Genomic DNA, 26496 nt, shown 5'->3' with positions numbered 1-26496 from the left:
GAATGAAAGTCCCATTTTTTGATAAAAAGATACTACATATATTCTATGGCTTTCTAAGCGTGATAAGTGTAATCACCTCTATTGTGTTTCTTTTCGTTGAAATAGACCCTAAAATCAAGATAGTCATTGGTGGAGGAGCACTGGCATTGTTGGTCCTTGTTTACATCGGAATCTGGGTCCATGCCAATATGCGTCGCAGTATCAAGCTAACGATTAACACTTCAGAGATTGAGGTAAAGTTCGGTGATATATTTTCTGAGGAGGCTGATCTGAAAGCGATCGCTTTTAATGAATATTTTGACACACTGGTAGACGAGAAAGTCATCTCAAGCAGTTCACTCAACGGAATATATATTAAAAAATTCTATCAGGGAAATATCGCTGTTTTAGACGAAATTTTTTCTTCTGACACCCACTTGCCAGAAATGATCGCATGTGAAAATGCAGGCAGAACTGTCGGGAAGAAGATTAGATACAGGCTTGGAACAATCTGCACGGTAGACGATTATCTCCTTACGGCGTTCTCACGTTTCGATGATAGAAACAAAGCATATCTCGAGATGAACGACTATATAAACTGCCTGTTGAATTTCTGGAATGAGATAGACAGAGTCTATGCCGGTAGAACAGTCGCCTTGCCTGTTTTGGGATCTGGGATCACTCGCTTTAGAGGATACGAAAATATACTGGATCAAGAATTGCTTGAGCTCATTATATGGACATTTAAAGTGAGTCGTATAAAATTCACATTTCCTTCCAAGGTGAAAATCGTGGTCTGGCAGAAAAAACAAGAAAAGATAAATCTACTCGCTCTGAAGGACTTGGAATCGTGAAAGTAAATATACAGAACTGGCCAAATTGTAATGACCAACTTCTGATGGAGAAGTGGGGCTTTTCCGGGCAAAAGAAACGCCCCTTCCGTTATATTGTTTGCGGAAGGGGCTGCACTTAAAAAATGCTTCTCAGTCTCCTCGTTGAAGGAGAGTTCAACGCTGTTGACACGCTTTTTGTTGTCCAGCGTAATTTTCTTTACGATCAGGTGCAGGAGAGTCTTGCGTTGCTGAAAAGGGAATGATGCAGCAAGGAACATTAGTGAGCCTGTCGAAGGTAGCTTCTGTTAATTGGATAAGTAAAAAGGAAAACAAACCTGTTGGAAGAAAAAAACTGTATTCGTTGTATACTCATTTAGGTTGGAACTATAAAGGTTATGGGAATTTGTATCATATGCGAAAAAGGCACATTCTGTTTTCGGAAGTATTCCCTTTATCGAAAGCCTAATTTACAAACAGATAAAAAGGCATTGGAATAAAATACAAAGTCGCTTAGTAAATTATCCATAAAACATTGCTTTTCATATAGCAAAGGTCGCACTTTCTTGAGTGCGACCTTTGGATTTCAACCAACTAATAATCCGCCTTACTAACTAAGCAATCGGGGTGAACCGTACCACAAGTAGGACGAAATCTGTGCGAAAACATGGAGATTTCCAGAATGGATGAACATGGTATGTTTAAGAGATGCCATAGTGTAAGATAAAAAGTCCAATCTCATTACAGACACACCGTGCAATCGACAAAAAATCATTTTATCGTGGTATAATTAACCAATACACTGGTTGGTTTGGAGTGATAAAGTGAACTGTAGAAAATGTGAAAGAGTAGTCAATGAGGATTTTAATTTCTGTCCATATTGCCAAGAGCCAGTTCAACAAAGAGACAGTGGCTATAATACGATAAATGCTGGAAATAATAATATTAATATTGGCTTAGGTAATAATAGTAAGCAGGAGTTTTATATTGACAACTTTAATGTTGCTCCTAATATATCCAATGAGTTAGTTGTAGAATATGAGAATTGCTTGGATAGAAAAGTAGTGGGTGGTATTAGAGGATACAAGTTAAAGTTTGAAATTTCAGGGGTGCTATCGGTAATATCGGCAGTTATAACCATATTTACTTACTTCGTTAAAAAAAGTGATTTCTCATTCTTTTTATTAATGGTTTCGCTTGGTTGTGGGGTATATGCTCTTGAATCAATCAACAAACATAAGAAGCTAAAGAACAATGGTGTTTATAAGGGGAATAGTCAGCTGGTACTTTATAAGGATGATAATGGTGATGTTTATACAATAAGAAAGTATGGGGTTTGTCCTATTTGCGGTGGACGAGTGAATATTTATAACGATGAAAGATTCAAGAAAAAACTGGGCAGATGTGTAAACAATAGAGATCATATTTATAGCTACGATCACACTATAAATAAAGGTTTTCCACTTGAAATTGTTGAGTTTGTTTCAAATAAGTAATTTGCAGCGAAGCTTAAGGGAAGTACACATCATTATATAGTTAGTGTTGTATACTCTGGGAATGCAGATAAGCAACTAAAGTATATGAAACTACCAATAAAGTGTTCGTGTAGTCAACGAGACTATTGATCTTCTGGATAATACCAGTCTTCAAGTTGAAGTTATTATCTAAAAAAGCCTAACAAAATCTTATCTACACCTACATTGAGTGCCTCATTCAAACGGGAGTCTCCAGGCAATTCGTGGAAAATATCAGGTTAGTGTGGCTTGCTGCTCGGCAACAATGAGGTTTCTATACCTTCCGCCGTATTCGTTCCCAACGAATGAAATACGCAACCAAGTGAGGTGGAAATTGTTTCTTATTATATAAATGGTGAGTAGTTTCTAGTGGGATTAAAATGATTTAAGTGGCTTTGTTTATGTCTAAAGAGGATATCGAACTTTAGTGGAATCTCATCTCCTAGAAAAAATCCGGTATAGAGGCTGGGGACTCATAAAACTCATACAAGTGCTGCAAAACTAGTAATGTGAACGTTTGACTAGATAAATACCGAATTTCAAGGAAGTGGCCTTGTGTGTAGTGTTGGGTGTAGGAGGAAGTTATTTCTAGCATATTTAAGATCAACAGTTATAGACCAATCTAATTGTAGGTATAAGAAAAGGGTAGTAATAAACAAAATAAATCAGTTTCAAGAGTAATGGGAATGGAAAAAAATATTATTTTAGTAATAAATCCTTTATATAAGTTTGTAAGTAATTTAGTTAGAGGTGAAGAGTTTGACGGAACTTGTAGTTGTTTTTGCAGATAACTGGGGAACTGAAGGAGGGGGAATAAATTCTTTTAACCTTGATTTAGTCAAATCAATCGATTCTTACTTATCCACAATAACATTAGAAGATATCAAAGTAATTTGTGTAACTAACAAAACTGAAGTGTTAACGAATAGCAATGCAATACTAATTAATGGGTATGAAAAGTCTGGTTACATGGTGAACTTTTTTAAAATATTAGAAAGATTATCATTTGTTCTGAAATTATCAATCGAAGAAGTAAAAGAACAATTTAAATTCTCATGGTGGGTGGGACATGATGTTATTACTGGCGAACATGCAATTTCATTATGTAAAGAATATAACGCCTTATTTAAAAAAAGCTCTCGTTTCGCTTTAATACATCATATGGTCTACGAAGATTATTATGGCCTCAAACAAGACCTACCTATTTCTGAAGAGGTACAGAAGGAAAAATTCGACAAACAAAAAGATTTGCTAAGAAGAGCAGATATGGTGTTTGGGGTAGGGCCTAAACTTACCAGGCATGCAAACGAATATGCAAGACAAAATGCGGTTGAGTTGATCCCCGGACTTCAGGACTTAAATAAAAGGCATCGACCTGGAGTGGGCAGTAAAAGAACATTTACAGCCACACTGGTTGGGCGATTAGATGCGAAGGATGATGCAATTAAGCAATCTTCCCTAGCTCTTGAAGCACTAGAAGATTTTTTTATGCAACATAAAGATACTTTAACACCAGAATCAAAAGTGAATCTTATAGGCGTTGAGGAAAAGGATGCTGAAAGGTTAACAAAAGTTCAATTTCATACTTATAGAGGTAGAGACCATGTTTATGAGTATCTAGTTAAATCAAATATCGGATTTCTACCGTCATCACACGATGGTTTTGGATTAGTTGGTTGGGAGTTTATTTCAGCAGGAATTCCACTAGTTATTTCTCAAAACACAGGTCTGTATGAATTCTTAGATTCTTTCATTAGGGATTCAGATCTTGTGGATGCTATATATCTTTTAGATTTAAACTTAACTCCAAACCATAACATTTTCCTGGATGATTCAGAAGATGCTATAGCAGAAAAAAATACAATTATTAAAAATTTGAATTTTAAAATTAATGAAGTTTACAACCGATTTGCATTTTTTAATAAACAAGCTGAGATTCTAAAAGAAGAATTACTGAAAAAAGGATACACGTGGGAACGAACAGTTGGTGACTTTTTGGGAGGACTAGGATACCGAGTCAACATATCTTCATTAGAAAATTATGTCGCTAAAGCACAAAATCCTTATGGTATTGTTAAAATAATTGACACAAATGTTCAGCGAATTGAAGATTATAAGACATGCCTTTATGAGGCAAGAGGCCATATTTTTATTTCAGGTACTTCAATGATACATCTTTCTAGTGACTCTAAGGGATTAATTTTGGAAAAGGCAAAAACTAATAATATAAGTTTATTATTACTTGATCCTGATTGGATTGACCAATACCATGATATATTATCATTTCGTAACTCTTTTGAAAAAAGTGAAGATTTTAGCTCTGAAATACGGAACTCAATAAATAGGTTGAAAGCTGTGAAGGCGAACTTAGGAGATTTGGGAAACAACATTACAATTAAGACGTATAAGACAATATTCCCATATATTATAACGGGATATGATAAAACCAATTATGGAAAAATGGTTTTTGAAATAACGGATTATGTGCCTTCTGAGCATAGACCTAGATTTACTGTTTATAAAACAGAAAATGAGGAATCATTGTATACACAGGTTTATTCGAAGTTTTTTGAGTTGTGGGAAAATGAAATCCTAACAAGTGAGGTGAGGTAACTTGATGGAAAATGAATATAAATATCTAAAGTATGATTGGAAGTATAGTAAGGAAGACTTAAAATTTTGTCCCCGCTGCGGTTCTCCTTTTATTCTTCAAGACTTGCATATAGCTGACCAACCACAACTTGTTTGTGACAATTGCCAATTTATTTTTTATTTAGATCCCAAGTTAGTAGTAGTTGCTCTTGTTCTTTTTGAGAATAAGGTGTTGCTCTTGAGAAGAGCTGAGAACCCGAGCAAGGGATTATGGGGGTTGCCAGGTGGACATGTAGAGCGAGGAGATGATGTCTTTGAAACAATAGAAAGAGAAGTAAGAGAGGAGGCAGGAGCACGAGTAAAAGTTAAAGATATTATCAAAACACATTCTATGTCAAAATACGGAACAGTTCAGTTGGCGTTTGAAGCCACTGCTGAAAATCAATCCCTTAAGACAAACATTGAAAGTTTTGAGGCTAAATATTTTGGTTGGGGAGAAATACCTTGGGATGAGCTTGCTTTTGAAACAACAAGAGATATTCTAAGTGAATTCGCATATAAGAATAATATTAATATGGAGAACGGCGCTAATAGTGATTAACTGAATTGTAACCAAGAGACTGTAATAGAAGAAGGGCCCAAAGATCATGTGAACTGTGACCCACAAGAAGGACACTTGAAAAAAGTGACCCTCTTATGGGTCATTTGTGTAGTAAGCGTTGAAAAAATTGGTTACTGACATATATATATATACATAAATACCATATAAATCATGTTGGAAGATCGCGGAATGTGGAATGACACTGAGTTCGATATTTGAAGTGTTGCATGAATGTGAAAAAGAACGCAATAACCTGTCGAACTGCCGGCAACGGCTAGTTTTGCTTCCAACGTTTTTGAGCAGGCTAAAGCTCCGATGACGACGAGATCATCAGGCGATTTTTGGCGTGCGTATGTCCTATTCGCACAAGCAGGCAGCCCGCCCCTGGCGTAAACTGAATTATAATCAGTGAGCGAGGTGAACTTCCATGGCACAATCGAAAGAGATGCGTGCACGGGCTAAGAAGTTTCAGGGCCGTCCGGTCTGTGTCACCCTGCACAGCGGAGAGACTTACGTCGGCTACATCACCGACGTTAATTACGGCGGGTTGGTACTTTCCAGTGCCGGAGTCCCCCCACGCGCTTCTTCCGGGAAGCAAGACTCCCGATCTATTAAACGCAGAGCTGGTGCGCATGCCCCGGGCGTCCGTCTCGGCAACCGGAAAAGCGGCGCGCGTAAGCCGTCCGGCCGTTCGCGCTCCCGCAAGCCAGACGCCAAGGTGTCGGCATTCCTGCCGATGATGGGCTCGCTGTTAGGCGGCCTTGGCGGCTCCACTGCGGGCGCAGGAGGGCTTGGCGGTATGCTCGGCGGCGGCTTGCGGCTGTTCGGCATGATCCAGAAATTTGTCCCGGTCGTGAAGATGGGCTACGGTATGATCAAGTCCATTCGCCCGTTTCTCGGCGCCGTTAAAGGCTTGATGCCTTCGGCCAGTCCGGCCACGCCAGATAACGAATAGTCGTATCCCTGTGAACTTTAAGCCTCCTTTGAGTGGTCAAAGGGGGCTAGTTCACAAACCATTACGACTACCACTGTCTAATCCAGATCGGTTTGAACTCGGAATAGCCCATTTCCTTTAGTAAATCCCAGGCATGATCCAGAACGTGAGGCTTCCCCTGGACCCAAAGTTCTTGTCGTTTTGCCATCAAGTAAGAGATGATTTCAGCAATATGTTTGAGTTTACCTAGATGGATGGCAGTTTCTACTTCATTATTTTGGGCTGAAATGTCATAAAAGGACCAAAAAGTATGAGGCTCTTCTTCAGGAGGAATGGCCTGAAAGATGAGCGTGATTTTGATGTTTTTATTCTCTTTGGGAGATAGGTTTAGGATGAAGCGAGACCCGCCTGAGTACCAATAAACGAAGGCATAACCGTCGACCGTAATATTTCTTAATTGGCTTTTCATTATTTTCTCCCTCAATCTATGTTGTTTAGAATGAACTGCGTTTAATGAGTTTAATTAAATAATATGTCGTTAATTTCCGAGAAATGAGGAGTGGCTTACATGAATAACAAGGTGATTATAGTCTAATCCACATATAGGTTCCATTCATATGGATTTTTTCCTGTGGTACTCTAGATACATATCATTTTAAAGAGGTACGACCCATAGAAAAAATAATAAAATTGCTGGATAAGCAAACAAAGGAAACCTGGCTATGGTCAACAGGAGGGTTCAAATATGTGGTTTGGCAAGAAAGAAACGCAACTGGATCGAATAAAAAACAAACTGAGCCAAGCTATGCGCAAAGACGCGGGTTTCTCAGTGTTTGGATCATCCTCACATCAATATAGGGTTAAAGAGAAGCTTACAGCAAAAGAGCTGGCGGACTGGCAAGCCCACAATCAGGTCACACTTCCTGAGCCTTATGCGCTGTTTTTAACGAACATCGGCAATGGAGGCGCCGGACCCTATTATGGAATATATTCAATTGAAAAGGCAACTTCCTACACCGAGCGCCAAGCGCTCCTTGCAAAATCCGTTCTGTACCCCGGGATGACCAAAGAGGAATGGAACCGTCTAATTGAGCCCCTGACCAAGGACGAGGACATTCCCGATGAGGAATACGACGACACCTGTAATAAGGTGTTGGGCGGCATGTTGTGCATAGGCACCCAAGGCTGCGAATACGACATGTATCTCGTACTTGAGGGGAAATATAGGGGGAGAATTGTGTACACCTCCGATTTTCATCCTGATCATCCTTTTTTCTTTGTCTATGAAGACAGCTTTCTGGACTGGTACGAGCGCTGGCTGGATGAAATTATTCTGGATTATGATATCGGGTGGTTTGGCAGTCGAATGCCGGGTGATGAGAATGCGCTGATCCAGATTTATCAGAGCGCTCCAAACGAAGAAATCCAAGCCAAAGCGCTTGATGGAATGTTCAAGTTTAAGAAAGTCTCTCAGCTAACCCTTGCTTTTTTGAAAAAAATTGCGGAGCAAAGCCCCAAAAATCGGACCACAGCCATTTGGCTCATCTGCAAAGCTTCTTTTGACACGGGTAGAAAGTATCCTCTGGAGCTGTTGCAATCGGATGAACATGAGGATTTTCTGCAAGCTTTACAGATTCTGCACGCTTCCAGTAAAACTGAGGATTTAACGGAGTTTATTCCAGTGATCTTGCAAAGGCTTGACCGGATTCACGACCCAGAAACGTTGCGTTATGCAGGGTATATCTTGGAAGATTACGGTGCGATTACGCTCCAGAACTTTGCGCCTTTCTTGTGTCACGCCGACCCGAAAATGCAAACCACTGCCATCTATGCCGCGCGCAGTTGCGAAAATAAGCTGGGAAGCTGGCAGATCATTGAACAGATGTTGATGGGGGGCGGCCCGCAGGTTCTGAATAACTTGATTTTATACTGGGGCATTATTCCACATGAGAAGCTGCTGTCTTACTATAAGGAGGTATGGCCGAAATACAAAAGCAATCCGAATTTCAGAGAAAAATTTATCGGTTGTTTGCGAGAACTGCATTTGCCAGATGATTATTTCGACAAAGACGAATCGTAATGAAGGCGTACATGAATTATCCATAAAATGTAAACTAAATCGGATTTACGAGGAAGCCGAAAAAATGCTAAAACGCTACTGACATCCCGTTGTCAGTAGCGTTTTTGTATATTAGGGGTATGCGAATATCGCAGTGCTTTGAGAGGGGCGACCTTTCTCAAAATCTTATTATAGAGGTGGAATTTATTTATGAAAGATATCAATTGGGAAGTGGATCCGGACCACAGCTCCGTCGAGTTTTCGGTGACGCATTTAATGATTAGTAGAATTAAAGGAGTATTCGAGCATTTCCAAGCGATCTTGAGTTTTGACCCCAACAATTTAAAAACCATGGGTATTCAGGCTTCCATAGATGCAAATAGTATTACAACTCGCCAATCGCAACGAGATGAACACCTGAAGAGTGACGACTTCCTTCATGCAGCCAAGTATCCAACCATTACGTTTCAAAGCACCAGCTGCGTCCTTGCTGGCGAAAGGCAATATGAACTTACGGGCAATCTAACTCTGCATGGAGTAACCAAACCCATCACTTTTCATACCTTTTTTGAAGGACTAAACAAAGACCCTCGTGGCCGGGAACGTGTAGGATTTCATTCAACAGCCAGTATTGACCGCAATGAATTTGGCTTGACATTCAACTCGCCTCTGGAAAAAGGCGGGGTTATCGTCGGAAATGAAGTGAGAATCGAGCTTTATATCGAGGCAATTAGAATAGAATAGCAGTCCTAAAGGCCATCCTTTTAGCGGGGTGGTCTTTAAACTTGCCGTTACAGGTAGGGCGGTGAACCGTATCACAAATAAGGGCGGAAATTTTGAAGCAAAACAGTTTTGTTTTCCATAAGCATGAATTAGAATGTGGACTAAATGCAAATGCTTCGATAGAATATCATTCTATATTGTTGTGTTTTTTATTAAGGCGGATTGGGGAGGTAATCATGGGAAATACGGATAAGTTTGAAATGATAGCTAATGTATATGACACTTCTGAAAGAATTCAAATTGCAAAGGCATCATCTGATGCCATTCGTGAGTATGTAGTTGACGCTAATAGTAAGAATGCTATTGATTTTGGGTGTGGAACAGGTCTTGTCGGAATGAGCTTGTTAAATGATTTTAATTCTATGCTTTTTCTGGATACTTCACAAAACATGATTAATCAAATAAAGCAAAAAATTACTGATCTTCACATTCAGAATGCAGATACATTATGTTTTGACTTTGAAAAGGAAGGTCTAACGGATTTACATGCGGACTATATTTTTATGGCTCAGGTTCTACTCCATATTCATGATGTTGAAATCGTTTTATCAAGGCTATTTGATGTTCTAAATGAAGGAGGACATTTACTAATCGTAGATTTTAATAAAAATGAAAAAGTAGTTTCAGATATAGTTCATAACGGATTTCATCAAGAAGAGCTGACTGACATTATGACTAAAATAGGATATAGAGATATTCAGTCCAAAACTTTTTTTAACGGAAGTAAAATATTCATGGGACAAGATGCATCTATGTTTATTCTTGATTCTCGAAAATAAACTTTTAGGCAGAAATCAAGCTCTCCTTATAGTTAGCGGTTCTAAGGTACAACGAAATAAAAGGCCGCCCCTTATGAGACAGCCCATGCTTCTTGTACGGTTTTAAACTTATGATTCAATCTGTGCCTAGTAATGAATTAATTATGTTCAGGTGGCTTTTTTATAAACCAACCCAGCGCCAGAATAAGTATTGCCAGAATAAATTCAATCCAAAAAACCGTTTGTAGACCGGAAACCATGCTTTGTGTCTTCTCATGCATCGCAGTGGGATTGAGCGAATGGTGAAGATAACGATTGGCTCCAGACGACATGATGCCGACGAACAATGCGATGCCAATTCCCCCTGCAATCTGTTGGAGCGTATTATATATGGCTGTGCCATGAGGAACCAGGTGACGTGGAAGTTGATTCAATCCTGTCGTCTGAGCCGGCATGACGACGAATGACATGCCTAAGAATAAGAGGATATGATTGAACAGAACGGAGCCTTGTGTTGTATCACTGTCGATGCCGGTAAACAGCCACAACGATATGGCGATCAGGAATAGCCCGGGCACAATGACGAGTCTCGGCCCGAATTTATCGAGTAATTTCCCCGATACCGGCATCAGCATTCCGTTCAAAATGCTACCCGGCATTAGAAGTAAGCCTGTCGCGAATGCTGTCAACTTCATCACATCCTGCATATAGAACGGCAGCAATGTTGTTGTGGCGAATAGAACCATCATCAGAATTACAATCAATACCGCAACCAGAGAAAAAGTGGAATGCCGGAATACGGAAAGATTGATCAACGGCTCTTTGATCTTAAGCTGGCGCCATACAAGCAAGAGCAAGAAAAGGCTACCTATTGCAATCGATCCGTAACCTTCTGGCTCAAGAGAGACACTTGTTTGGCTGAAGCCATAGGTGACGCAGCCGAAACCGACGGTTGACATCACAATGGATACAAGATCGACCCTTGGCTTGGTCAGTTCTGTCACATTCTTTAAGTACACGAATGCATAAATCATCGAAAACAGTGCGACAGGAATCACCATGTAGAACAGCCATCGCCATTGAAAGGTATCGATAATTAAGCCAGACAAAGCCGGCCCGATGACAGGGGCGACCATGATGACCAGCCCCATGAGACCCATGGCGGCACCCCGACGTTCTGGAGGATAGAGAGCGAGAATCGTATTCATCATCAACGGGATGAATAATCCTGTCCCGCAAGCCTGAACAACCCTGCCCATCAGCAAGATTCCGAATCCCGGGGATACTGCACACAAGCAGGTACCGGCCAAAAATAACGCCATCGCAGACATAAACATCTGGCGAGTCGTGAACCATTGCTGTAGTAATGCGGTCACCGGCACCAGTACGCCGATCACGAGCATATACCCCGTCGATAACCATTGTATGGTCGAAGCAGCAACGTTAAATTCTCTCATCAACGCAGGAAACGCATTGGTAAGTAAATTTTCGTTAAGAAACGCGACAAATGTACCGATGAGTAGAGCGGTTAATATTGCCCCTCTCTTCATTCCTCTTGCATCTTGAGCCTGATTGTCCATCTTCTACCTCCCGATTGTTCATTACGTTCCGTCCATTGTTTGTATATCGCTTAACCCGCAACGCCTGAAGATCATTTTACGTGGAGTGGGATGAATTGGAAAAAGCGAAATTGCCCATCATACTCGGAAATTCATTCATATTTCGAAAGCATAAGGGGGGCTCCACCACGGTGTCGCTCATTCGCGCATTATTTCTTGACAAGATGAGGTTAGGGGATTATGATAACGTGCCGGTCAACTCTATAAGGCAAATAAAATCAAAAAGGCTGACTTTTCGTAGTGCCTTGGCACTGGAATCGTCAGCCTATCGTGCAGATTATCCTACACCATCACTTTCTAACAAAGAATAAAAATTATCACGGTCTTGGTCATCAAATTTGCCAAGTGTCCTTACCCTAACAAATTCATGTCCGCCATACATGTCTATTTCCTCACCGTACCTATTGTAGAGCGCGATCATATTGCCATCCTGATTCAACTCCAAGTACCCGTAATATTTTGCTTCAGGAACTTCACCGTAAAAGAGCGTAAATTTGATTTTGATCACTCTGTGCATGCAGATCCTCCCTTCCTGTCTTTCGTATTGGCTTTGAATATATATAGTATTCTCCATAAAATGTCAAGAGATAAGGTTTCTACGTATCTCTAAATGTTATTCAATTTATAATGACAAGCTCAATATATGGATAGTGTAAATTTCAAGCTTCTAAGTTTTTGGTGGGCAGTTTTTGTTTAGCCGTGCGATCCAAAATTGCCGTACACACAGTAACTACTGTTGTTTTTCCCCATTAGGTTCGCAGATCGCTATCGCCTTGTGTCATATGACATTATGGCACTGGCGGATTTGACATCAAGAGCCGTAGGATACGATGACTACTTGTAAAGGATGTGAGCTCTTTGATGACAAGAACCGTCGTCAGCTTTATTCAAAATGGCTATTTCCTACTGCTTACTTTCGCTACCGGATTGTTTTACTTTTGCTTTTATCTGGTCGCTCTTACATTAGGCTTGAGTCTTTCGTTTACCGTCGCGGGCGTTCCTCTGATTACTCGCATTTTGCGAACTACAAACACCTTCCTGCAATTTGAACGCACACAGACCAAGATCTATACGGATATTACCACAGAGCTTTACGTTAAACCAATAAACACCGATGACTCTATCTGGCTTCAAGCAAGGAAGGAGCTGCTAAATCGGCGCAACTGGATCGCTATCGGCTGGCTGATGCTGAAGCTTCCGGTGGGGATTTTAAGCCTCATTAGTGCAGCCTTGCTTTATATAACTCCACTCGCAATGATTGCGGCCCCGCTCCTCTTTCCACTATTTAATTATTATTTTATGGGTGTACCTATAGATACTGTGATAAAATCCGTACTGGTTTCGGCCTCAGGAGTCATATTCACTATGGTGAGCTACAGGCTTGCGAACAGCTTCACGCGTATGCTAGGAGGCTACACCCGTCGTATGATCAAGAGTGTGAACCGGTAGCCGGAATGTCCCGGTCTGGATTTAAAAGTATTGTTGGATAATGATCTGCTCTATAATAGTTACGTAATGTCATACTGATAGTTCTTAGGGGTTGATGGTTTTGTTCGATATGGTAAAGCAGTGGTTCTGGTACGACTGGTTCATGCTTATGATCCGCTTGATTTGCAGTACTTCTCTCCTGCTCACTATCATAGAGCGGCAAGCTCATTTCACGCTGCCGCTTTGGGTTCTTGTGTTTTGGCAGCTTATTGCTTTTTCCGTTCCCTGGCTGTGCTTGCAGCTCAATTATAGATACTACCTGCTTACCGAGATTGTGATCCCGGGCGGGCTCTGCCTGTATTTAGTTTTGTTCTTTCCAGAAGCCTACCTCACATTCCTGGTATATGCATTTTTGATTGCCTCTAATAGCAAACAAAGAACATATCTTTGGTCAGGTCCTTTATCCATACTGCTCCTACCCGCTATAGTTAAGCTGCTTGCAGAGCAGATTGATTTTTGGATTATGACCATTCAATTCGGGACGGCTTATGCATTCGGATTTTCCTTCCATTTATTGATGGTCAATCATCGTCAAAGTGAAATTATACGCGAGCAAAATGCGGTGCTGGAGCAGTACTTGTCCCAAATCGAGCGCATCACGCTGGCCGAAGAGCGGAATCGGCTCTCCAAAGAGCTCCATGATACCGTCGGTCATGCGTACACTTCCCTCATTATGGGGTTGGAAACCTTGCGCCCTGAGCTAGAGACGGATACAGGAACGAAACGGCTCGATTCCCTATTGAACCTGGCCCGGGAAAATATGGATGAAGTGAGAGGCTATGTGCATCAAATCGAATCGCCGCATGAAGAACTCCCACTGCTTCAGTCTTTGCGGAAGCTGGCAGAGGAGTTTCAGGAGCATGCTAAGGTGTCGGTTCGTTTCCAGGCCTTCGGGGAGGAATACCCTGTAACGAAGCAAGCGAAGATAGCGCTGTATCGCTGCTTGCAAGAATCATTGACGAATGCCGTGCGTCATGGACACTCGACGGAGATTACGGTTTCAGTGCAATTCGAGCCTCAGCAGACGAGGCTGGAAATTCAAGATAACGGCCGTGGGATGGAACATGGACGGGATGGTTTCGGCTTGAACGCCATGAAAGAGCGAGCGATGAATTTGCAAGGTCATGTTGGCGTCTATACCCAACCGGGCGAAGGCACCCTCGTTACCTGCACCCTGCCACGACAAACGGAGCTTAAGGATGATGTCATCCGTCTGTTGGTCGTCGATGACCAGCCTTTTATCCGTGAAAGTCTACGGATTCTTCTCGAGGAGCAGCAAGATTTGCAAGTCGTAGGGGTGGCAGAAGATGGCGAGCAAGCCATCGAACTGTGCAGACAGGTTCAGCCTCAGCTGGTGCTCATGGATTTGGACATGCCGAACCTGGACGGAATCTCCGCATCCCGTACCATAAAACAAACGTGGCCCCACATCCGCATCTTGATTCTCACCACGTTCGAAGATACTGGACAGGCTCTGGAAGCGCTGCGAAGCGGAGCGGACGGATACCTATTGAAGTCGATGAAGCCGGTAGAGCTTGCCGAAACAATACGTACGGTCTATCGCGGAGGCACGCTGATCGATCAGGAGATGTCGCACAAATTGTTTGCTCAGCTGGAAGCCGCCAAGAGCGGAGACGTTCCGTCGACAACCAAAGTGGCTGCGACCTATGATTTAACTTCACGGGAGCTTGAAATTTTACAGTTCGTGTCGAAAGGACTGCGATATAAAACCATTGCTTCCAAATTGTATTTATCCGATGGTACGGTTAGAAACTATGCGTCATCGGTCTATCTGAAGCTGGGGGTTCGCAACCGAGAGGAAGCAGTGCAAAAGGCCCGGGAGGCAGGGCTTATGGAATAACTTTCGGTACGCCTCCTTAGGTGCCTGCTAGTACCGTGCCCTTATCGGTTGGCTTTTGCTTGCCCATAACATCCTCGAATGGGCGAGATGAGCCAAAAAGCGCGAGTCATGGGGAAATCCCCCCTGCACTCGCGCTTTTTTTCGTTAATCCCGAAGTAAGCACTGTCCTTTACGGTAGAAAATTTACTTAATCCTTTTGAATTAGTGACTGATTGGCAACGTATAGTAATTAAATGCTTGATCCAACAAGGCACTGGCTTCTTGACGCTTCAAAAGCTGTTTGGAGCGGAAGTCTATGGAGCCGTCTAAATTGATCTTGGTATTCGGGTCCATGATACCTTGGGAAACAAGAGCTGTGATGGCTTTAACTGCCCAAGCATCCGTTTCGCCACCCAATTTAACCTTAATTCCAGGCTCAACCTGTTTCAGGTTCTGGATCATTACCGCCGCCATTTGTCTAGTGATAGGAGAATTAGGCTGATAATTACGTAGTCCGGCCATCATCTGTTTTGTATTCGGTTCAATCATGAAAGGTTGTTTATACCACCCGTGGGCGCGCAGCAGCACTTCTGAGAATTCTCTCTGAGTCATCGTTCCTTTCGGATCGAAGAGGTGGGCTGATTTTCCGCTCATGACTTTCAAAGCATTAAGGTTGTTTATATATGGAATATATTTACTATCCGCAGGTACATCAGAAAATGGTGAATCAATGTTTATTTTTTGCGCATAAGCAACGAGGTCTGGGAGTTGCATGTAATACAAATATGCAATATGGCCTGCTTGATTTTTATTAAACGTCAATTTATTACCTGATTCATCTTCAAATAATAAAGGGTGGATCATTTTTAGTGTATGTTTGCCTGATGTTCCTGTCTCCATTATTAATTTCCCGTCCGAATACGAAACCTTCGTCCTTAAGGCAGCGATACGCGTGTTTTGGTATAATCCCACGTAGTCTTGGGCCTGCTGCTCACTTATTGTCGCGTAGGTTGACTTTGGAAGTTCTGATTTTCTCGGATAATAATGATTCATAAATTCTTCATACACGTCAAGACTCATCATGGAGTCGTTATTGTAGGACATGTACATTGCTGTATTCTTCTCAGGCAGAATAACAATCAAGGAAGAATGCCCTGTAACATTTCCTCCTTTTAGAATCACATGCTGATTATTCATCTTCTCTTTGAAGTAGCCTTCGAATCCAATTGTTGTGACCGGGAACTCCTTATCAGGGAATAATTGGTATGTGTGCATTTGCTCTATGCTCTTTGGACTCACTACTTCTTTACCTTTGTACTTGCCTTTGTTCAGGTGCATAATAAGGTACTTCGCCATGTCATCTGCTGTTGAGACGATACCGCCTTCAGGTTTTTCCGTTGGTTTAAACCCGTCCAAGGGTATCAGTTCGCCTGTTGGTCCATAGTGAGCAGCCATTCTGCTTAACAATTGGGGGGTAAACCGCACATTCGTCGAATTCATGCCTAACGGTTTGAAAATATTCTTTTCCATATATTTGGAATATGACATACCCGTTACGTTTGCTACAGCATATCCCGCTAGCATGAAACCAAAATTGTCATAAGTGTACGCTTCTCCTGGAGTCCTGACAACAGTTGGCATATTTGATGCAATGAACTTCTTCATCGGAAAATATTTGTCCGCGTATTCTGGATGCATTTCCATGGAAATATCTGGTTCATCAAATCCACTTGAATATGTAAGTAGATCAAACATCGTCAGTTTTTTTCCTGTTTTATTCGGAACCTTTATTCCTCCTAAATACTCTTGGATATCGCGTTTTAAATCCATTTTCCCCTTATCGACCAACTGCATAGCTGCCAATGCAGTGAATGACTTTGTAACAGAGCCGATTTGGAAAACGGTATTTTTATCAACAGGAATTTTTTTGCCCTTGTCGGCATACCCGTAACCTTTGCTTAGCATCACTTTCCCACCTGCAACGACCACAAAATTAGAACCAACTGTATTATACTTCTTCATCTTGTCCGCAAAAACGCCATCTGCAAAAGCTTCTAGTTCCTTAGCATCTCGCGGTCCCTCCAAGCTAGCCTTCTCAGATGCAACTGGTACGTTAACGGGTGCGGCAACTGATGCGCCGTTGGGTGCCATACACGCGGTAGTTACCGTAGCAGATAATAGTAGAACCGCGAGACTGGTGTGAATCATTTTTTTCATGAATGATTTCTCCTTGAAATGTATTTTTGCCTTATAGCGTCCGGCAAAACCAAGTATGGCAAAGGACTTGTCATACCAACAAGTTACATTTCGCCACCCACCATACCAAGTCACTCCAAAGTGTCATATGACAATTAGGCACTAGGTTTAAAGGGCGATGGTTCATTCAGAAAAAACGGAAATTCACCACAGTTACATATCCTTTTTCACTTCAGTTTCTTCTTAACCGTCTCTCCTTCAATTAACACAGGCTGATAATAGGTGTGGTTACGTAGATCCTTTTTCCCTTGAAGTTTCTTAATAACCCAATCGGCGGCATCACGTCCCATTTGTTCCTGGGGGTGCGTTAATGTCGTTAGTTTGATGTTTGCATTCTTGGAAATATAGGAATTATCTTGACCAATAATGGATAAGTCTTCGGGCACCAATATCCCAAGTTGTCTGCATACATGTACAACTTCTAATCCTACCTCGTCGTTATAGCAGACAATTGCGCTTAACTCGTCTCTTTGTTCGGTCAGAAATTTCCTCAAATTGGTGGACAAATCCTGCTTCGTTTCAGTATAGAATGAGAGCACTTGCTCGGGGTGAAACCGTAATTTGGCTTCTCCAAGCGCTTTGATATAGCCTTTCATTCGATACTTTCCTTGTAAATCGTCCATTTTGGCAATGATACCAATCTGTGTGTGTCCGTTAGCGATCAATTCTTTGGTTGCCAGATAGCTGGATTGTACGTCATCGAGGCAGAAGTAAGGAACTTCCAACTCTTCATAATAGGCATTAATCATGATGAAGGGAACATCCTGTTCCTTGAACGTCAGATAATAAGCGATATTGGGATTATATAGATTGCTCTTCGTAGGCTCAATGATCAAACCATCCACACCAAAGGACAGCATCATCTCCAAGGCTTTCTTTTCCTGGGCGACATCATTATTGGTACTCGCTAATAGTAATGAATAATTATCTTCATTTAATCTGGCTTCAATCCCGCGAATTATCGAGGGGAAGATGTAATCAGAGATGTAGGTCGTGATGACTCCGATGGTTTTATTACTGGAGTTCCCACCAGTCTTTGAGCGGAATTGGTTACTGACATAGGTGCCAGATCCTTTTTCACTTCTTAAGAAACCTTCGTTGGATAGTTCCAAAATAGCCTTCCGAACCGTCTGACGACTAACTTTATACTTATCCTGCAAAGCGAATTCCGTTGGAATTTGTTCTCCTACGCTGTATGCCCCTGAAAGAATATTGCTTTTTATATCCTCAAGGATGACCTGATACTTTGGTTTCACTTTATTCCTTCTTTCCAAGTTGTTCTAATACTAATTAATGCATCTATAATATTTGTATGTACATATTTTAGCATAATTATGAGTTTATTATAATCTATTGTCCTATCTGTATAAATACTAAAGTTAAAACTAGAAAAACACTCGGTTTGTCAAAGTATTTGTAAGTATAACTATGGTTTTGTGTTGACAAATGTACGCACAAAAAATATACTAAGGCTGTAAACAAAAGAAAGCGCCTTCTTTCAATTATTGCGATTATAACAGTTGTTCAGAGAGAGGAGTAACGTGAGCATGGATCAAGACATTAAACAAGCGATTACTAAGGGAGAAACCTCACTTGGTATCGAATTTGGATCCACACGTATCAAGGCAGTGCTGATTGATCATCGTTTTGAAACCATCGCATCTGGAAGCTATGAGTGGGAAAACCTCCTGGTAGATGGATATTGGACGTACAACTTAGAGAGTATTATTATGGGCCTGCAAGAGGCTTATCGTGAAATGAAGCAAGAGGTTGAGCAAAAATATGGAGTCACCCTTCGTACGGTTGGTTCTATAGGATTCTCTGCAATGATGCACGGCTATATGGCTTTTGACAGCAAGGGTGAGTTGCTTGTTCCGTTCCGGACTTGGCGGAATGCGACAACCGGGGTTGCAGCAAAAGCTTTAACTGATAAATTTCAATTCAACATTCCTGAGCGATGGAGTATTGCTCACTTGTATCAAGCGATATTGAACGAAGAGCAACATGTCCCTCATATTGATTTTATGACGACGTTGGCTGGATATATCCACTGGCTGCTGACTGGCGATAAGGCAATTGGTATCGGAGACGCGTCGGGGATTTTCCCAATTGATGAGACTACACATGATTATAACGAGTCGATGGTTAAGCAGTTTGATGAACTCATTGCAGCCAAAGGCTACGATTGGAAGTTACAAGATATTATTCCTAAAGTTCATATCTCAGGCGAGCAGGCAGGTGTACTAACCGCAGCGGGAGCGAAAATCTTAGATAAATCCGGAGATTTACAACCTGGTATTCCGCTTTGTCCTCCAGAAGGTGATGCGGGAACAGGAATGGTCGCTACGAATAGTGTGAGAAAACGTACTGGCAACGTGTCTGTGGGAACCTCGGTTTTTGCCATGATTGTATTAGAGAAGGACCTTTCAGCGGTATATCCGGAAATTGATCTGGTGACCACACCGAATGGTAATCCGGTCGGCATGGTTCATGCCAACAACTGTTCAAGTGATCTCAATGCTTGGCTGGGCTTGTTCCGTGAATTCTATGAGGCCATGGGGCACAAGGCGGATCCGAATCAATTGTTCAGTGTGTTGCTGAATAAGGCTTTGGAAGCGGATCCAGATGGCGGTGGTTTACTCAGCTATGGCTATTTGTCAGGGGAGAATATCACCGGAATAGAGAAAGGCAGACCGTTGTTTGTCCGCTCTCCTGAGAGCCGTTTCAATTTGGCCAATTTCATGCGGACTCATCTGTTCACTGCATTTGCTGCTTTGAAAATCGGAATGGATATTTTGACGAAGAAAGAATACGTCGCAATTGACAGCATTCTGGCTCACGGTGGTTTATTTAAAACCCCTATCGTCGGACAAAAAATTGTTGCGGCTGCTATGAATGTCCCGGTATCCGTGATGTCAACAGCTGGAGAAGGCGGAGCGTGGGGTATGGCTATTCTGGCTTCTTACATGATGAACAAGGATCAACAAGAAAGTCTGGAAGACTTCCTCGACCAAAAAGTATTTAGAGATGTTGAGGGACAAGAAATTCATCCTGACGGTTCCGATGTTAAGGGGTTCGAAACATTCTTAGAACGCTACACACAAGGCCTGGCGATTGAGCAGGCTGCTGTAGATAATCTAGTGGAAAACTGGAGGAATTGACGTGTTAGAGCAGCTGAAAGAAGAAGTATTTCAAGCCAATCTGGATTTGCCTAAACATGGACTCGTGAAATACACCTGGGGTAACGTAAGCGCTGTTGATCGTGAGCGTGGCTTATTCGTTATCAAACCGAGTGGTGTTAGTTATGACACGATGAAACCTAGCGATATGGTGGTTGTTGATTTTGACGGCAATGTTGTTGAAGGAGAGATGAGACCTTCATCGGATACACCGACTCATGCCGTACTTTACAAGCACTACGCAGAGATCGGCGGTATTGTGCATACGCATTCGACTTGGGCGACGATTTGGGCTCAGGCAGGCCTGGATGTACCTGTAATGGGGACTACTCATGCAGACACCTTCTATGGTTCTGTTCCCTGTGCTCGTTTCTTGACACAAGAGGAGATTGATCGTGGCTACGAAGCCGAAACCGGCCGTGTCATCATCGAAACTTTTGAGCAGCGCGGGCTGGATATTTTAGCAGTGCCAGGTGTCCTGCTTAAGGGTCATGCTCCCTTCACTTGGGGTAAGGATGCGAAATCTGCAGTCATGAATAGCGTCGTATTGGAAGAAGTTTCGAAAATGAATTTATTCGCACGGGAATTGAATCATTTTGCCGAAGAATTGCCGCAGCGGATTCTAGATAAACACTATTTGCGCAAACATGGGAAAGACGCCTACTACGGGCAAAAGTAAGACCAACTAAACTAACAAACGAAGAAAAGAGGATGAATGTTATGTCAACAGTAGGTACAAAACAGTTCTGGTTTGTCGTAGGTTCACAACATCTGTATGGAGAAGAAGCATTAGCAGAAGTCAAAGCACACGCACAAGAAATGACCGATGCCCTAAATAAGAGCGGCGTTCTGCCTTATCCGCTTGTATTGCAAGATCTGGCGGTTAGTGCAGACAAAATCACCAGCCTTATGAAAGAAGTCAACTATCGTGATGAGGTTGCTGGTGTCATCACTTGGATGCATACTTTCTCACCTGCAAAAATGTGGATTCGCGGTACTAAATTGCTGCAAAAGCCGCTACTTCATTTGGCCACACAGTACAATGAAAGCATTCCTTGGGCTACAATTGACATGGACTTCATGAACCTCAATCAGGCAGCTCATGGTGACCGTGAATATGGGTTTATCAACGCCCGCTTGAAGAAACAGAATAAAGTGGTTGTAGGTTACTGGGAACGTGCAGAAGTGCAAAAACAAATCGCAGAGTGGATGGATGTAGCGGTTGCTTATAACGAAAGCTTCAATATCAAAGTCGCCCGCTTTGGCGACAATATGCGTAATGTTGGCGTTACGGAAGGTGATAAGGTCGAAGCCCAAATTCAATTTGGATGGACTGTTGACTACTTCGGAATTGGCGACCTCGTTCAGTACGTCAATGCTGTGAAAGAAGAAGAGATTGATGCTTTGTTTGCGGAATACTCTGAACTTTATGAATTCGATTATGGTACTTATAGCAAGGAAGCTTGGGAAGCCAGTGTAAGAGTGCAAGCAAGCTATGAAATTGCTATTAAACGATTCCTGGATCATGGCGGCTATACTGCCTTCACTACGAACTTCGAAGACCTCTATGGTATGAAACAGCTCCCTGGTCTTGCCGTTCAACGTTTGATGGCACAAGGATACGGATTTGCTGGTGAAGGAGACTGGAAGACTGCAGCGCTCGATCGCCTGCTTAAAGTCATGAGCCATAACCAATCCACTGGCTTTATGGAAGACTACACCTATGAATTAGCGGCTGGTCAGGAATCGATCCTTCAATCCCATATGCTTGAAGTTGACCCAACGTTGGCGAGCAACAAGCCTAAAGTCATCGTTTCTCCGTTAGGTATCGGTGATCGTGAAGATCCAGCCCGTCTGGTATTTGACGGCAAGGCAGGAGATGGTGTGGTTGTTTCTATGGCTGACTTTGGCACTCATTATAAACTGCTGATCAATGAGGTTACTGCATTTGAACCGACAGTTCCTGCTCCAAATCTTCCGGTAGCCCGTGTACTGTGGAACGTGAAGCCTAACTTCCAGGATGGAGTTAAGGCATGGATTGAGAACGGTGGCGGTCACCATACTGTGGTTTCCTTGAATCTAACCACAGACCAAATTGTGACTTATGCAAAACTGGTTAACCTGGAATACGTAATTATTAAATAACTAGAAGATAGCCATCTATAAAAGCATTGGGTCAGTCCTTAGGATCCAATGCTTTTTATTGGTTTTCTAAGGATGTCGAGATAAAGGAAAGGTTCCTAAGCTATCTGGCGATATAACGAGATAATTGGATTCTCCTTAAGGTAATCATTTAATTCATAAGGATGTGATACTATGGCGAATGTACCAGCTACGAAAACGAAACTGGTTATCGTCGAAGGCATACCTGGCTCTGGCAAATCCACATTATCTAGATACATACATGACATGTTAAATACACATCAAATAGAATCGGAACTATTTTTAGAAGGAAATTTACGGCATCCCGCTGATTATGAATCGGTTGCATGTATGCCGAACGAAGAACTTGATCGGCTCCGATCAATCTATTCCGAGGTGTTTCATTACATTGATCCGTTCGTATCTTTGAATGGCAACGACTCTTTAATCGCATATGCGCTTGCGCAGCAATCAGCCCAAAATAAAATTCCTTCTAGTTTGTATGAGGAAATCCAGCGTTATGAAATCTACGATGGAGTACCCGTGGAAAAGTACTGCGAATTGATGATCCAACGTTGGAAGTCTTTTGTTAAAGATCAGCGAGAAAAGGAAAAGCTAATCATACTCGAATGCTGTTTTTTACAGAACCCAGGGTGTGCATTACTCGCCCGGCATGATGCTGGAAATGATCGATTTGTTCGGCATGTATTACAGATTGCGGAGCAAATTCAGGAGTTAAATCCAATTTTGTTCTATTTGAAGCAACCTGATGTGCGTGAGACGATTGAGCGAGTAAAAACGATGAGATCTCAAGAATGGTTAGATTTCACGATTTGGTACCATACAGAGCAAGATTATGGAAAGAAGAAGGGGCTTTACGGGTATGAGGGATATATTCAGTTCCTTGAACATCGACGAGAGCTAGAATTACAAATTATTGAGCAACTTCCTTTTCAATCGTTTATTGTGGATAACTCCGATTATGATTGGGTGAATCAACAACAGACTGTTTCGAATATCATGATGAAGTATTTATAAACCATGAAGCTCATTCGAGGAAACGTTAGTGCAATTAGAAAGGGCCTGTCCCGTAAAGATTGGCCCAAAAACTTGCCGTTACAGGCAGCCCTGTGACTCTCATGTTTTAAAAGTTCAGTAGAGAGAAGGTTATAAGCTATGAGTGATTATGGTCCAGATCTATTTAAAGGTACCGCTTGGTACTACTCTAGGTATCGACCTCCTTATCCTTCGTCGCTTATTCGGTTTTTAGTTAACAAGTTTTCTCTGAATGGGGAAGGTCGCTTGCTTGACTTAGGATGTGGAACGGGTCAGCTAGCTCTAAGATTTAGTGATTGGTTTGAAGAAATAGTAGGTGTAGATACTGAATCAGAAATGCTAGATGAAGCAAACCGTTTGTCCAGTGATAAAAGGTTGGACAATGTTAAATGGGTACAAGGAAGGGCGGAAGAGCGCGTATGTGACTGGGGTGTCTTTCGCCTCGTTATAATTGCGAAAGCATTTCATTGGATGGATAGAGAGTCCATTCTTGACATTCTGTATAACAGTTCTGATACTAATGGTGGCGTAGCTATTATTGATAATACTGGGAAGCAGGAACCCTTACTTTGGCAACTCAAGGTCAACGAAGTAGTGAGACGTTGGCTAGGAGACGCAAGAAGAGCTGGTAATAGCACTTACACTCCCCCAAAGGAGAGGTATGAGGATATTGTAAGAAAATCTGGATTCAAAAATGTCCAAAGACATATTTTACCGAGTTATTCATATACATGGACTGTTGATTCGATCATTGGAAATCTGTACTCTACATCATTTGCTTCAAGACGCCTTTTTGGTGATAATTTAGTACGATTTGAAAATGATTTAACATCTGTTCTACTAGATATGGACTCCACGGGTGTGTTTACCGAAGAATTGTCAGTGTCTGTTATTACTGCTAGTAAGTGAAGCCCCAATAATACAGCGTGTTGAGATCCATTCTTATTATTTTGCAAAGAAAATTCTCACTTTTTAGCAGAAATGATTTATAATTATCAGATAATAGACAATATAATTTTTAAAAGATTATATTTTAGTTATAATAGAGACAGAAAAGATATGTTCCTGAGTGGAGCCTTGCTTCTTGTATCACCTAAGCAGGAGGGCCTGCTCTTTTTTGCAAATATAAGAGATAAGGAAGGTTTTTATGAATAGCATTCAGAAAAATACAGACGTTATCTTAATTGGTGCCGGAGTCATGAGCGCGACTCTGGGATCATTGCTAAAAGAGTTAGCACCAGAATGGGAAATTAAAGTGTTTGAGAAACTCGCAAACGCAGGAGAAGAAAGCTCTAACGAATGGAATAATGCAGGTACAGGCCATGCTGCACTGTGCGAACTGAACTATACATCCGAAAAAGCTGATGGATCTATAGATATTCGTAAAGCTGTAGACATTAATGAGCAGTTTCAGCTTTCAAGACAGTTTTGGTCTTTTCTTGTAAACAGCCATTTGATTCGTAATCCTCAGGACTTTATCAAGCCAATACCTCATATGAGTTTGGTAACAGGAGAGAAAAATGTATCTTTTTTGAAAAAAAGGTTTAAAGCGCTTTCAACTATTTCTCTATTTCAAGGCATGGAATTTTCCGACGACCCTGAAAAGCTGAAGGAATGGATTCCGCTAATTATGGAAGGCCGTACATTGAATGAACCAATCGCGGCAACCAAAATCGACTCTGGAACAGATGTCAACTTTGGTGCTTTAACACGCATGTTGTTTGAGCATTTAAAAAGTAAAAACGTTGAGATCAATTACAAGCATAGTGTAAAGGATATTAAACGTGCGAGCGACGGCTCGTGGAAAGTCAAAGTCCATAATCTGGATAACGGTAAAATCGAATACCATACTGCCAAATTTGTCTTTATCGGTGGTGGGGGTGGAAGTCTACCTTTGCTACAAAGAACCGGTATTCCTGAGTCCAAATATATCGGGGGATTCCCGGTAAGTGGACTATTTATGGTATGTAACAATCCTAAGGTTGTCGCCCAGCATCATGCGAAAGTATACGGTAAAGCTAAGGTTGGTGCTCCTCCCATGTCTGTTCCGCATCTGGATACAAGATATATCGGTAACCAAAAAGCACTGCTATTTGGACCGTTTGCCGGCTTCTCACCGAAGTTCTTGAAAACGGGCTCAAATTTGGATTTGATCGGATCTGTAAAACCCAATAATCTCATCACGATGTTGGCGGCAGGCGCAAAAGAGATGGCATTGACCAAATACCTGATTCAGCAAGTGATGTTATCGAATGAAAAGCGTCTGGAAGAATTACGCGAGTTTATTCCGAACGCCAAAATCGAGGACTGGGGGATCGTGGTAGCGGGTCAACGTGTGCAGGTGATCAAAGATACGGAGGGCGGTAAAGGAACACTTCAATTTGGTACAGAAGTGGTTAGTGCTGCTGATGGTTCGATAGCTGCACTGCTCGGCGCCTCTCCGGGTGCTTCTACTGCTGTTCACGTTATGCTGGAAGTATTGGAAAAATGCTTCCCACAACATATGGAAGAGTGGGAACCAAAAATAAAAGAAATGATTCCTTCTTATGGGGTGTCACTAGCGGAAAACCCAGAGCTTTACCAAGAAATTTATGACTCCACAACGGAGGTGCTCGGTCTGGGCGAAAGGGAACCGCTTCATCGTTAATTTTTACATGGCTAGTAACTCGATCATCCAAATATTTTTAATAAAAAGCACAGTAATCTTACGATATATTTTAGAGTCCAATAAGCAACAACACCAAGCGGTGGGAAGAAAATCCCCACCGCTAAAAATGTTTGTTTAACAAAACAAAGTTTTGCAATCCTTCTGCATTTTCGATGTCACATGGATGAACAGCTTCCATGGTAAAGCTTTATGTATGAA

21 protein-coding genes are annotated in these 26496 nt (G+C 41.9%); 16 read left to right on the top strand and 5 right to left on the bottom strand.

The features are described from left to right. Positions 1-2 precede the first annotated feature (2 nt). The 5 genes from MLD56_RS25615 to MLD56_RS25595 all read left to right on the top strand — a co-directional run bounded on the left by MLD56_RS25615 (position 3) and on the right by MLD56_RS25595 (position 6471). Positions 3-833: a macro domain-containing protein gene (locus tag MLD56_RS25615; RefSeq protein ID WP_029518911.1), complete on the top strand. Its 831-nt coding sequence runs from the start codon at positions 3-5 to the stop codon at positions 831-833. An 800-nt stretch (positions 834-1633) separates the two neighbouring features. Then, entirely contained in the window at positions 1634-2305 is a 672-nt protein-coding gene (locus MLD56_RS25610; protein WP_029518909.1) for a hypothetical protein, read from the top strand. Positions 2306-3082: 777 nt separating this feature from the next. After that, entirely contained in the window at positions 3083-4936 is a 1854-nt protein-coding gene (locus tag MLD56_RS25605; protein ID WP_029518908.1) for a glycosyltransferase, read from the top strand. 4 nt (positions 4937-4940) lie between these two features. After that, positions 4941-5516 (top strand): NUDIX hydrolase, encoded by a 576-nt coding sequence (locus MLD56_RS25600; protein WP_029518907.1) that lies wholly within the window; start codon positions 4941-4943, stop codon positions 5514-5516. Positions 5517-5943: 427 nt separating this feature from the next. Continuing rightward, complete coding sequence (locus MLD56_RS25595) at positions 5944-6471, top strand: hypothetical protein (RefSeq protein WP_029518906.1); 528 nt, start codon at positions 5944-5946, stop codon at positions 6469-6471. Between the two features lie 67 nt (positions 6472-6538). Here MLD56_RS25595 and MLD56_RS25590 read toward each other — a convergent pair whose 3' ends face one another. Then, positions 6539-6919 (bottom strand): hypothetical protein, encoded by a 381-nt coding sequence (locus MLD56_RS25590; protein WP_029518905.1) that lies wholly within the window; start codon positions 6917-6919, stop codon positions 6539-6541. 276 nt (positions 6920-7195) lie between these two features. Between MLD56_RS25590 and MLD56_RS25585 the strand changes: the two genes are divergently transcribed. From MLD56_RS25585 to MLD56_RS25575, 3 genes are all read left to right on the top strand, one after another. Beyond that, positions 7196-8530, top strand: coding sequence for an SMI1/KNR4 family protein (locus tag MLD56_RS25585; protein WP_029518904.1), 1335 nt, complete (start codon positions 7196-7198; stop codon positions 8528-8530). Between the two features lie 189 nt (positions 8531-8719). Continuing rightward, positions 8720-9253 carry a YceI family protein gene (locus MLD56_RS25580; protein ID WP_029518903.1) on the top strand — a complete coding sequence of 178 codons (534 nt, stop codon included), beginning with the start codon at positions 8720-8722 and terminating at the stop codon, positions 9251-9253. 215 nt (positions 9254-9468) lie between these two features. Continuing rightward, positions 9469-10071 (top strand): class I SAM-dependent methyltransferase, encoded by a 603-nt coding sequence (locus MLD56_RS25575; RefSeq protein ID WP_029518902.1) that lies wholly within the window; start codon positions 9469-9471, stop codon positions 10069-10071. Positions 10072-10208: 137 nt separating this feature from the next. Here MLD56_RS25575 and MLD56_RS25570 read toward each other — a convergent pair whose 3' ends face one another. Together MLD56_RS25570 and MLD56_RS25565 are read right to left on the bottom strand one after the other, a co-directional pair. Further along, entirely contained in the window at positions 10209-11630 is a 1422-nt protein-coding gene (locus MLD56_RS25570) for an MDR family MFS transporter (RefSeq protein WP_029518901.1), read from the bottom strand. 316 nt (positions 11631-11946) lie between these two features. Next, positions 11947-12186 (bottom strand): hypothetical protein, encoded by a 240-nt coding sequence (locus MLD56_RS25565; protein WP_029518900.1) that lies wholly within the window; start codon positions 12184-12186, stop codon positions 11947-11949. A 344-nt stretch (positions 12187-12530) separates the two neighbouring features. On the opposite strand from MLD56_RS25565, the gene MLD56_RS25560 reads away from it, so the two are divergent. Beyond that, positions 12531-13118, top strand: coding sequence for a sensor domain-containing protein (locus MLD56_RS25560; protein ID WP_029518899.1), 588 nt, complete (start codon positions 12531-12533; stop codon positions 13116-13118). 100 nt (positions 13119-13218) lie between these two features. Continuing rightward, positions 13219-15018, top strand: coding sequence for a helix-turn-helix transcriptional regulator (locus MLD56_RS25555; protein WP_029518898.1), 1800 nt, complete (start codon positions 13219-13221; stop codon positions 15016-15018). Positions 15019-15219: 201 nt separating this feature from the next. Here MLD56_RS25555 and MLD56_RS25550 read toward each other — a convergent pair whose 3' ends face one another. Then, the gene (locus tag MLD56_RS25550) at positions 15220-17214 is read right to left on the bottom strand and encodes a serine hydrolase domain-containing protein (protein WP_029518897.1); all 1995 of its coding nucleotides are present in this window, start codon (positions 17212-17214) and stop codon (positions 15220-15222) included. 206 nt (positions 17215-17420) lie between these two features. After that, a complete protein-coding gene (locus tag MLD56_RS25545) occupies positions 17421-18509 on the bottom strand; it encodes a GntR family transcriptional regulator (protein ID WP_029518896.1) in 1089 nt (362 codons plus the stop codon). 291 nt (positions 18510-18800) lie between these two features. On the opposite strand from MLD56_RS25545, the gene MLD56_RS25540 reads away from it, so the two are divergent. The 6 genes from MLD56_RS25540 to MLD56_RS25515 all read left to right on the top strand — a co-directional run bounded on the left by MLD56_RS25540 (position 18801) and on the right by MLD56_RS25515 (position 26277). Next, positions 18801-20414 (top strand): xylulokinase, encoded by a 1614-nt coding sequence (locus MLD56_RS25540; RefSeq protein WP_029518895.1) that lies wholly within the window; start codon positions 18801-18803, stop codon positions 20412-20414. A 1-nt stretch (position 20415) separates the two neighbouring features. Next, positions 20416-21111, top strand: coding sequence for an L-ribulose-5-phosphate 4-epimerase (locus tag MLD56_RS25535; protein ID WP_013373853.1), 696 nt, complete (start codon positions 20416-20418; stop codon positions 21109-21111). Positions 21112-21152: 41 nt separating this feature from the next. Continuing rightward, positions 21153-22577 (top strand): L-arabinose isomerase, encoded by a 1425-nt coding sequence (gene araA / locus MLD56_RS25530; RefSeq protein WP_029518894.1) that lies wholly within the window; start codon positions 21153-21155, stop codon positions 22575-22577. Between the two features lie 171 nt (positions 22578-22748). Then, positions 22749-23612: a P-loop NTPase family protein gene (locus MLD56_RS25525; protein ID WP_029518893.1), complete on the top strand. Its 864-nt coding sequence runs from the start codon at positions 22749-22751 to the stop codon at positions 23610-23612. A 138-nt stretch (positions 23613-23750) separates the two neighbouring features. Continuing rightward, complete coding sequence (locus MLD56_RS25520; protein WP_029518892.1) at positions 23751-24539, top strand: class I SAM-dependent methyltransferase; 789 nt, start codon at positions 23751-23753, stop codon at positions 24537-24539. A 238-nt stretch (positions 24540-24777) separates the two neighbouring features. After that, positions 24778-26277 (top strand): malate:quinone oxidoreductase, encoded by a 1500-nt coding sequence (locus tag MLD56_RS25515; RefSeq protein ID WP_029518891.1) that lies wholly within the window; start codon positions 24778-24780, stop codon positions 26275-26277. The last annotated feature ends 219 nt before the right edge of the window (positions 26278-26496 follow it).

The organism is Paenibacillus peoriae, from assembly GCF_022531965.1.
Taxonomy (GTDB): Bacteria; Bacillota; Bacilli; order Paenibacillales; family Paenibacillaceae; genus Paenibacillus; species Paenibacillus polymyxa_D.
The sequence above is the reverse complement of the archived record's forward strand: the minus strand, read 5'-3'. Positions and strand labels throughout refer to the sequence as shown.